The sequence below is a fragment of the Enterocloster citroniae genome (genome assembly GCF_040545455.1).
Taxonomy (GTDB): Bacteria; Bacillota; Clostridia; order Lachnospirales; family Lachnospiraceae; genus Enterocloster; species Enterocloster citroniae.
Genome location: NZ_JBEPLZ010000006.1, coordinates 317,787 through 326,521, shown reverse-complemented (window position 1 = coordinate 326,521; position 8,735 = coordinate 317,787). Strand labels below are relative to the sequence as shown.

The 8,735-nt window shown below is 48.8% G+C and carries 8 protein-coding genes, 3 tRNA genes and 1 rRNA gene; 8 read left to right on the top strand and 4 right to left on the bottom strand.

What is annotated here, in order from left to right:
• The 7 genes from ABID13_RS10955 to ABID13_RS10925 form a co-directional block, all read left to right on the top strand.
• Positions 1-84: ribosomal RNA gene (locus ABID13_RS10955) — 23S ribosomal RNA — on the top strand; the annotation flags it as partial.
• Between the two features lie 168 nt (positions 85-252).
• Positions 253-325 (top strand) — tRNA-Asn (locus ABID13_RS10950).
• Between the two features lie 20 nt (positions 326-345).
• Positions 346-417: transfer RNA gene (locus tag ABID13_RS10945), tRNA-Glu, on the top strand.
• A gap of 15 nt (positions 418-432) precedes the next feature.
• Positions 433-503, top strand: a tRNA-Cys gene (locus ABID13_RS10940).
• A 238-nt stretch (positions 504-741) separates the two neighbouring features.
• Positions 742-1,281 carry a flavodoxin family protein gene (locus tag ABID13_RS10935; protein ID WP_048930110.1) on the top strand — a complete coding sequence of 180 codons (540 nt, stop codon included), beginning with the start codon at positions 742-744 and terminating at the stop codon, positions 1,279-1,281.
• Positions 1,282-1,325: 44 nt separating this feature from the next.
• Positions 1,326-2,198: a DUF362 domain-containing protein gene (locus tag ABID13_RS10930; protein ID WP_048930134.1), complete on the top strand. Its 873-nt coding sequence runs from the start codon at positions 1,326-1,328 to the stop codon at positions 2,196-2,198.
• A 257-nt stretch (positions 2,199-2,455) separates the two neighbouring features.
• Positions 2,456-3,550, top strand: a complete 1,095-nt coding sequence (locus ABID13_RS10925) for a linear amide C-N hydrolase (protein ID WP_048930109.1) — start codon at positions 2,456-2,458, stop codon at positions 3,548-3,550.
• On the opposite strand, the gene ABID13_RS10920 is transcribed toward ABID13_RS10925, so the two are convergent.
• The 4 genes from ABID13_RS10920 to ABID13_RS10905 form a co-directional block, all read right to left on the bottom strand.
• Positions 3,544-4,770 (bottom strand): AMP-binding protein, encoded by a 1,227-nt coding sequence (locus tag ABID13_RS10920; protein WP_045091110.1) that lies wholly within the window; start codon positions 4,768-4,770, stop codon positions 3,544-3,546. The genes ABID13_RS10925 and ABID13_RS10920 overlap by 7 nt on opposite strands.
• A gap of 69 nt (positions 4,771-4,839) precedes the next feature.
• Positions 4,840-6,030, bottom strand: coding sequence for a thiolase family protein (locus tag ABID13_RS10915; RefSeq protein ID WP_007871674.1), 1,191 nt, complete (start codon positions 6,028-6,030; stop codon positions 4,840-4,842).
• 181 nt (positions 6,031-6,211) lie between these two features.
• Positions 6,212-6,769, bottom strand: a complete 558-nt coding sequence (locus tag ABID13_RS10910) for a biotin transporter BioY (RefSeq protein WP_007871676.1) — start codon at positions 6,767-6,769, stop codon at positions 6,212-6,214.
• 13 nt (positions 6,770-6,782) lie between these two features.
• Positions 6,783-7,454: a hotdog family protein gene (locus ABID13_RS10905; protein WP_045091111.1), complete on the bottom strand. Its 672-nt coding sequence runs from the start codon at positions 7,452-7,454 to the stop codon at positions 6,783-6,785.
• Between the two features lie 235 nt (positions 7,455-7,689).
• Here ABID13_RS10905 and ABID13_RS10900 point away from each other — a divergent pair, with 235 nt between their 5' ends.
• On the top strand, positions 7,690-8,661 hold the full coding sequence (locus ABID13_RS10900; RefSeq protein ID WP_007871678.1) for a 3'-5' exonuclease: 972 nt from the start codon (positions 7,690-7,692) through the stop codon (positions 8,659-8,661).
• Positions 8,662-8,735: the final 74 nt, after the last annotated feature.

Here is an 8,735-nt window from a genome sequence, read left to right as displayed (position 1 = left end):
AAGAAGACGAGGTAGATAGGTTAGAGGTGGAAGTGCAGTAATGTATGTAGCTGACTAATACTAATCGGTCGAGGGCTTAACCAAAAGGTTTAGGGGAAAAGAAGGAAGTTTCAATTCGGTTTTCAATATGTGGTTTTGAAGGTATGTATTTTGCATAAAAACTGCAAAAGTTTCATACAATATCTTCAGAAAGGTACTTGATGAATCTTTGTTTATACAGTATAATAGAGACTCAGAGAGCACTTTAAATATTCCTCGATAGCTCAGTCGGTAGAGCACGCGGCTGTTAACCGCGCTGTCGTAGGTTCAAGTCCTACTCGGGGAGTTTTATTTATATTTTTGCAAGGCCCCATGGTCAAGCGGTTAAGACATCGCCCTTTCACGGCGGTAACAGGGGTCCGAATCCCCTTGGGGTCATTTATAATTAAATATGGCGACGTAGCCAAGTGGTAAGGCACGGGTCTGCAACACCCTCACCACCGGTCCGAATCCGGTCGTCGCCTCTCATGAACCTTGAAGGATTAAATCTTCAGGGTTTTTATTATTTCTTAAAAATCGTTCCATGTATTATCTGTACATCCAGGATCATCACAAAATTGAAGAAATCCACAAATCTGCAAAAAATCTGCATAAATCCGCTCAATCCGCAAAAACCACTTGACCTGGACTTAACTCCAGGTAGTAGTCTATAGTAGTAGCTTTTAAAATTAGTACATGGATGAATATGGAAAGGAGTTTATAATGAGTAAAAAGGTTCTGATTCTATCCGGCAGCCCCAGAAGGGGAGGAAATTCCGATACGCTATGTGATGAGTTTATGCGTGGGGCAGAGGACACTGGAAATACTGTGGTAAAAGTTTTTTTAGGAGATTATAAAATCAACTATTGTACTGGGTGCGGTGTCTGTAACGGGACCCATCAATGCGTGCAAAAGGATGATATGGCAAAGATATTGGATAAAATGGTGGACAGTGATGTGATCGTCATGTCTACGCCAGTATACTTTTATTCCATGGATGCACAGATGAAGACGTTGATCGACCGGACAGTACCGCGTTACGCAGAAATACGGGATAAGGACTTTTATTTTATTGTAGCGGCTGCGGACACGGATAACAATATGATGGAGCGTACCGTAGAGGGATTTAGGGGATTTACGGAGGATTGTCTGCCTAATGCCAGGGAAAGAGGAATCATATATGGCACAGGTGCCTGGCAGAAGGGAGATATAAACAACAGTCTGGCTATGGTACAGGCTTATGAAATGGGACGTGGAGTATGAATACATGGGATATAGCCATTAAAACCGACCAGGAGGAAAATAATATGTCAATTGTATATAAGACAAAGGAAATTACACCAGAGGGCTTAGTCCGCGTTTACGAGGCGTTAGGCGTGTCCCTGAAAGGTAATATAGCAATAAAGATCTCCACAGGTGAACCGGGAGGCCATAACTTTCTCCAGCCGGGATTGATCAAGGACCTGGTGAATAGGTTGAGTGGGACCATTGTAGAATGTAATACCGCTTATCCGGGCAGACGTAATACGACACAGGCTCATTGGGAGACGATCCGGGACCATGGGTTTTTGGCCATTGCCCCCTGCGATATATTGGACGAAGATGGTGACATGGCAATTCCTGTTGAGAGTGGTTTTCATTTACAGGAGAACTATGTAGGCACCCATTTAAAGAATTATGATTCCATGGTAATGCTGTCCCACTTTAAGGGGCATGCCATGGGTGGATTTGGAGGTGCGCTGAAGAATATGTCCATCGGCCTTGCATCGTCCAGGGGTAAGATATGGATTCATACATCCGGTACCAGTAATGTTTTTGAGGACGCGTTTACGGCAGATCATGACTCATTCCTGGAGTCCATGGCAGATGCGGACCGGTCTGTAATGGATTTTATGGGACGTGAAAAAATTGTTTATATTAATGTGGCCAACAGACTGTCGGTGGATTGTGACTGCGATGCACATCCCCATGACCCGGAAATGGCGGATATCGGTATATTTGCATCTGCAGATCCCGTTGCTTTGGACCAGGCATCCGTGGATGCGGTGTATGGCTCTGAGGATGCAGGCAAACGTGCCCTGATCGAACGTATGGAATCCCGTCATGGAATCCATACAGTGGAGGCCGCCCAGGCCCATGGCCTTGGAAACCGTAAGTATGAGCTGGTGTGTATAGATTAAAATTGCTTGGCGAATCCGGATATTCAAAACAGGTCTGAATCACCTGATCCGGCCCAGAAACCGGCCCAGAAACCAGTCCAGATACCGGCCCAGAAACCAAATCAGGAATCGTCCCAGATACCGGGCCGAAGCCAATCCCTTGGTTATTTGACTTTTTACAGGTCAAATGATATGATGATAAAGATATTTTGATATTAAAATAGTCTATCACAGATTGTTTGCCACAAACAGATAGATAAGAAGTCAGAAGGGGAAACATGGATCATAACAATAAGAAATGGAAAAAGCGGCTGCTGGGCCTTTTGGGCTGCCTGGCTGGACTGGTGATCATTATAGTATTGGGAGGAGCCTTTATGTTCAGGCATGAAATCAAGACATTGGGTACGCTGGAAAAGATAGATGACAATGTACTTTATTCCATGAGGTATGATGGGGACTACGGATTTGATGATTTTCTGGAAATTGGAGCCAGCACGGACGGAGAACTGGTCAGGTTCGTGACGGAACGGCTTTTAAAGGGGCTGCCCTTTGAGTTCTCCATACCGGATCTTGGCTGTTCCACATTTAGCGCATGGACCAAAGAAGGGGACTATATATTCGGACGTAATTTTGATCTGACCTACTCCCCGGCTCTGATAGTGGAGACAGCACCTGATCATGGATACAGGTCCCTGTCAACTGTAAATCTGGCATTTCTAGGCTTTGGGGAAGATAATCTGCCGGATTCACTGAAGGAAAAGCTGATCGCCCTGGCAGCTCCCTACGCTCCTTTGGACGGTATCAATGAAAAGGGCCTTGCGGCGGCAGTGCTGCGCATTGCAGATGAGCCCACGAATCAGGATACGGGAAAGACGGATATAACCACCACTACTGCTATCCGGTTGATGTTAGATAAAGCGGCCACGGTGGATGAGGCAGTGGAATTGCTGGAACAGTATGACATGCATTCCTCCGCGGGAAGCTGCTATCATTTCCAGATTGCCGATGCCGGAGGGAACAGCGCGGTGGTGGAGTACGTGGACAATGAGTTGGTTGTGCTGAAGGCGGAGCAGGACTATCAGATGGCAACGAATTTCCTCTTGTCGGATAAGAAATATAATTTTGGAAACGGCCAGGACAGGTATGAGATATTAGAGACATCCCTGGACAGCTGCAATGGTGTGGTAGAGGATGAGCAGGCCGGCATGGATCTGCTACAGGCAGCGTCCAAGGATTGGCACGTGTCTGAGTCATCGGGAAGGATGAACGCCACCCAGTGGTCTGTTGTTTTTAACTGTACGGACCTGACAGCAAAAATAATAACCGGCCGTCAATATGACAAGCCGGCGCATGAATTCAGTCTTGATCAATGAGGATCAGCAGCGGAAAGCAGTGATGGAACAGGCTTTCCGCTGCTGTTTTTTGGAAGCTCTTTTGTGTAAATGATCCTGCGGGGCAGTTCATAGGGATTCAGGCGCTGTTTAAGCTGCTCCATCAGAAGACAATAAGCAGGAGTGCCTTCGGACTGCGGATTCAGTACCACATAGGCGGTCAGGGCGCCATGCTCCAGCGTCACTGCGGCTTCATCCACCTCATCCAGTGCCATCAGTGCGTGTTCGATCAGTGAAGCAGAAATCTTGCGCCCGTGGATATTATATACATTGTTTTTGCGCCCCAGCAGGTACAGGTATCCGTCCGCACCCGTATATCCCATATCCCCAACGCTGCAGGGGGTGGGAAGGCCCAGGGCCCTGTATGGCGTATCCACTGAGATCTCATTGTTTTTGATCATTATATTTATACCGGGAAATGGGAGTCCCACGCATGCGGGGTCGTCATTCATCTGGGAGTCCCGGATGAATGAAACAAAGCTCAGTTCGCTGGCTCCGTAGTAAAGGGTGCATTGATTGTTTGGGTATGCTGTCCTTAACAGACGGATATCCCCCAGTCCCAGGCTTTGAGAGCCGGATACAATGGTCTTTATATATGGGTTGCATCCGGAGGCTGTTCTGGCCAGCAGGCGCAGTTTGGAGGGGATCAAATATACCCCATTGGCCTGATAATCAACCATGGCCTGATTCCATGCAGGTGGATAGACCGGTGAGCAGGTAATGGCGGATGCCCCCTCTGACATCAAAGACAGGTACATATTCAGGTTTCCTGTAAAGGCCAGACTGCCGTGGACCAGCATGCGGCTGGAGCTGTTTATGCCAAATATATGGTTCTGTGTGGGAAAAAAGCTGTGCCAGCTTTCAAAGGTGCGAAACCATATTTTGGGGACCCCCGTGGTACCTGACGTGAGGACACCCATGCAGGCTGTGGATGGGACAGGAGAGCCGGGAATCGGCCTGCGTGTTGTTTCCCTGGATATAATCACGGGGACTTTGTTTGTGCCGCTGTAAGCAAGGAATCGGATCAGCTGTCCGTACACAGAGGCTTCGTCTATCCATTCCAGCCCAGGGTCAAGAAGGTCGGACTGATGCCTGATCTCATCCGCGTCCCTGACGATACTTCCATATGTATAACAGTTGGAATCTTCAATAAGGGCTGTCCTGTGAGCAGGTACAGCCCTTATCATTTCAAGGTAATCCATGATGTTCTCCTTAGGTTTTATGGTTCTTCACTATCTTAATGATTGCTCTCTGTTGCTCCGGTAGGGTCCCTACCGCTCCAGCATCAGGGCGGTCCCGATGCCTCCGGCGGCTGCCACGGAACAAATCCCCTTTTGGCTGCCGGTACGCTCCATGGCTTTTACCAGGTGGAGGAAGATAATAGCCCCTGAGGCGCCGTAGGGATGTCCATAAGCAAGGGCCCCGCCAAACTGGTTATAACGGCTGAATGTACCCGGATAGGCTCTCTCAAAAAGGACGTCAATGACAGCAAACGCCTCGTTGCATTCAATGCATCCGATTTCGTCCATGGAAATGCCGGTACGCTTCAGCAGGTTTTCTATGGATGAGACAGCGGACACCGGGCTCATAAGCGGATTGGTCCCAATGCTGCAGGCATCCAGGATCCGGCAGCGGGCTGTCAGGCCATGGCGGGCCAGATACTGGTCTGAACAGAGTACCACAAAGGCCGCTCCATCGTTCATTGTGCAGGCGTTGGCGGCATTGAGGGATCGTCCGTCCTGTAATACGGGGGGAAGCTTGTCCAGCAGCTTCTGGCTCATTCTGGGACGTATGCCTTCATCGCGCTCCAGGCCGAACACGGGAAATATTATATCGCTGAGTATCCGGGACTGACGGGCCATAAGGGCCCGGCGGTGGCTCTCCAGTACCCAGCGGTCCAAATCCTGTTTGTCCACGCGGTAATGGGCTGCAGTCCGTTCAGCACCCTGGAGCATTACATCCTCCCTGTGGGGACCGGGTACAAATTTTGCGGTGGTATAAGGAGTGGTATCCCTGTAGTCAGGATGATTGGGGTGATAGGAGCGAAGGGGCTGCGTGGATGTACTCTCAAATCCGCCGGCAATTACCAGGTGGCAGAGTCCGCTTTCGATCATGGCGGCGGCAGTGGTTATGGCCTCCAGGGAGGAGGCGCACTGCTGGTCCACTGTAAAAGCGGGAACGGACTGATCAAGCCCCGCCTCCAGAGCCATAAGCCGGGTGATGTTGCCGCCGCTGCCCGCGCTGTTGCCGCAGATGACCATATCAATATCCCCGGGAGAGATTGTACCGGGAGAGATTACCCCGGGATCAACAGCCCCGGGAGCGTAGCCATCACAGCCGCATTGTCTGATCAGCCCCTTTAATACGGCCGCACCCAGACATTCGGCCGGGATATGGCGGTAAGCGCTGTTCCTGATACCGATATAACTTCTGAGTCCGCCTAGTACAAAGACATGGTCCATATCATACCTCCCCGCATTAGATGTGTACTCTCAGAGCCTTCTGGTCCCCATTTTTGCGGTTGATTTTTCGCCGGTCACACACAGAGCGAATCAACGATACACCGTATATGCCTCATAGATTGGTGCACAACAGGCAAAAATTCATTACGCAGATCTGATTAACATCCGAGAGTACGCAGATTCAAATAGAAGTTCCAGCCTTCAACAGGCTGATCTGCACCGGCTTTGCGATAGCGGCAGCGGCAGCGCATTTAAACAGGTCCAGAGGGATAAATGGGAGTACGGCAACCGTAAACACGGATACCCAGTCCATGCCTGTTACAAACTTCATATAAATGCTTCCAAGTATCAAAGTCACAGGCATCCCCACCAGCATGGTCACAAGACAATAGCGCCTGAAGCTGTAACGTTTTCCCTTCAGCCAGGACATCAGTACAACGGCTATCAGCCAGGCCATAATGTACCCGCCGGTAGGGCCAAAAAGTTTTCCGGGTCCTCCCACTCCGCCGGAGAATACGGGGAGGCCGGAAAGGCCCAGCAGCATGTAGACCACAATGGTGAAGGCAGCCTGACGGGGAGTTAACAAAAGCGCAATAAGGTTGACCACCAGTGTCTGGGCGGTCAGGCTTGCAGGGGAAAATGGCAGGGGTATCACAATGTATGCTGATACGCAGATCAGTGCAGTGAGAAGAGCCATTTTTGTCAGTTCCAGGGTGCTGAAGTTTTGTTTTGTATTCATAGTTGCCTCCATGTCATAGGTTTTTTATTTGAAGGTGAAAATGTACAAGGCCATCGCAGCTTCCTGTGACAGTGTTGTTTTCACATTTCAGGTAAATGGGTTGGCCCGTATAGGTTGGACGGATCAGGCGGATACTGTATTCTATGGGCAGATGGATTCCGTATTCTATAGGAAGAACAGGAAGAGGGCTGCATGCCATATGGGAAAAGGGTTCATACAGGCGCGTGAATATCCATAATCCTGGCACCAGGGCCGGATCACCCCGGTGAATGGGGTTGGTGTCGCCGGATGCTTTCAGAAACTGTCTCAGGTCCGTCTTAAGAAAGCACATGGAAGGCGGATCTGTGGAAGACGGATCTGTGAAAGGCGGATCTGTGGAAGATGATTCTAAGGAAGATGGTTTTGATGTAGCTGATATTTGGAAATGTAGCTGCGGGGCATCACCCTGCTGGTTTTTATCCTTAGATACGTCCATCAGAAGCACTTCCAGGCTTCCGGCTGGTGCCGCGGCTTGTGTGTATCCCGTTGTTTCCAGTACTGCGGCATATCTGTGGCTCTTTTTCCGCTGTGTATGAAAACAGACAGCGGCTTCATTGCTGTATTTGCGGTAAACAGCCCGGGCCATGACCCAGCCGTCAAAGCGGTGACGGCCCCATAAACACGTTTCATATATCAATTGTCTCATTTATCATACCCCAAATGTTATCTAATAGGTAGAAACAGGTTTACAATTCATTGATTATTATAGGGTCTCAAGTTGAAAATGTCAACCAAAATAAGATAATTGGTTAACAAATGTCTGGGCCGATTTTGTACAGTGAATGGGAGAAAAAGGTAAAATAGAATGCCCCTTTCCATATTCTGTGCATTATGATAAGATAGGTAAGTAAATTAAGATTATAGAGTGACAGGATGAAAAAATGAACTACATTGTTTTTGACCTTGAATGGAACCAGAGCCCAAATGGAAAGGAAGATTCAGTGGACCACCTTCCATTTGAGATTATTGAGATAGGCGCTGTAAAATTGGATGAGGGATTTTGCCAGGTAGGGGAATTCCATAAGCTGATCAGGCCTCAGGTATATAAGAAGCTGCATTTTAAGATATCGGAAGTAACGCACATGGATATGAGGAAGCTGTGCCAGGAGGGGCAGCGTTTTGAGGATGTTATAAGGGAATTTGTGGAGTGGTGCGGGGAAGAGGAATACTGCTTTTGCACATGGGGGTCCATGGACCTGACAGAGCTCCAGAGGAATATGGCTTACTATGGCCTGGATATACCTTTTCCCCGCCCTCTTTTGTACTACGACATACAGAAGCTGTTCTGCTTCCAGTATGGGGACGGAAAGAATAAGGTGTCCCTGGACCAGGCAGTGCAGCAGATGGCCATGGAGGAGGAACGGCCGTTTCACCGCGCCCTGGATGACGCTTACTACACGGGAAGGGTGTTGTCCGCCCTGGATATGGACTTATATGGGGTGTATGTTTCCGTTGATTATTACGGCCTTCCGGATGAAAAGGACAAGGAATTTTACCTGTACTTTCCCGAATACACCAAATTTGTATCCAGGGAGTTTGACTCCAGGGAAGAGATCATGAAGGATAAGAATATTACGGACATGGTGTGCCTTAAGTGCCGGAGGATGCTGCGCAAGAAGATACGCTGGTTTCCCTATGGACAGAGGTTCTATTTCTGTCTGGCATACTGCCCGGAGCATGGCTATGTGAAAGGAAAGATCAGGGTTAAAAAGTCCGAGAAAGACAGATATTATATTGTCAAGACCACCAAGATGGCGGGGGACGAGGATGTGGAACTGCTGACCCAAAGAAAGGAAGACGGGCGCAGAAAGCGCAGTGCCAAGAGCCACACTAAAAAATATGACAACAATTAGCAAAACCTGCAGGACGGCTGACCAGCGATCCTGCAGGTTTTATTTTTTGCTATTCCTTCTGCTATTCCTTCTGT

What these genes read in the sequence shown, in the direction of transcription:
- ABID13_RS10905 (WP_045091111.1), bottom strand. Translation starts at nt 7,454, where the DNA reads ATGAGACAATTGATATATGAAACGTGTTTATGGGGCCGTCACCGCTTT.
- ABID13_RS10935 (WP_048930110.1), top strand. Translation starts at nt 742, where the DNA reads ATGAGTAAAAAGGTTCTGATTCTATCCGGCAGCCCCAGAAGGGGAGGA.
- ABID13_RS10930 (WP_048930134.1), top strand. Translation starts at nt 1,326, where the DNA reads ATGTCAATTGTATATAAGACAAAGGAAATTACACCAGAGGGCTTAGTC.
- ABID13_RS10915 (WP_007871674.1), bottom strand. Translation starts at nt 6,030, where the DNA reads ATGGACCATGTCTTTGTACTAGGCGGACTCAGAAGTTATATCGGTATC.
- ABID13_RS10925 (WP_048930109.1), top strand. Translation starts at nt 2,456, where the DNA reads ATGGATCATAACAATAAGAAATGGAAAAAGCGGCTGCTGGGCCTTTTG.
- ABID13_RS10910 (WP_007871676.1), bottom strand. Translation starts at nt 6,769, where the DNA reads ATGAATACAAAACAAAACTTCAGCACCCTGGAACTGACAAAAATGGCT.
- ABID13_RS10920 (WP_045091110.1), bottom strand. Translation starts at nt 4,770, where the DNA reads ATGGATTACCTTGAAATGATAAGGGCTGTACCTGCTCACAGGACAGCC.
- ABID13_RS10900 (WP_007871678.1), top strand. Translation starts at nt 7,690, where the DNA reads ATGAACTACATTGTTTTTGACCTTGAATGGAACCAGAGCCCAAATGGA.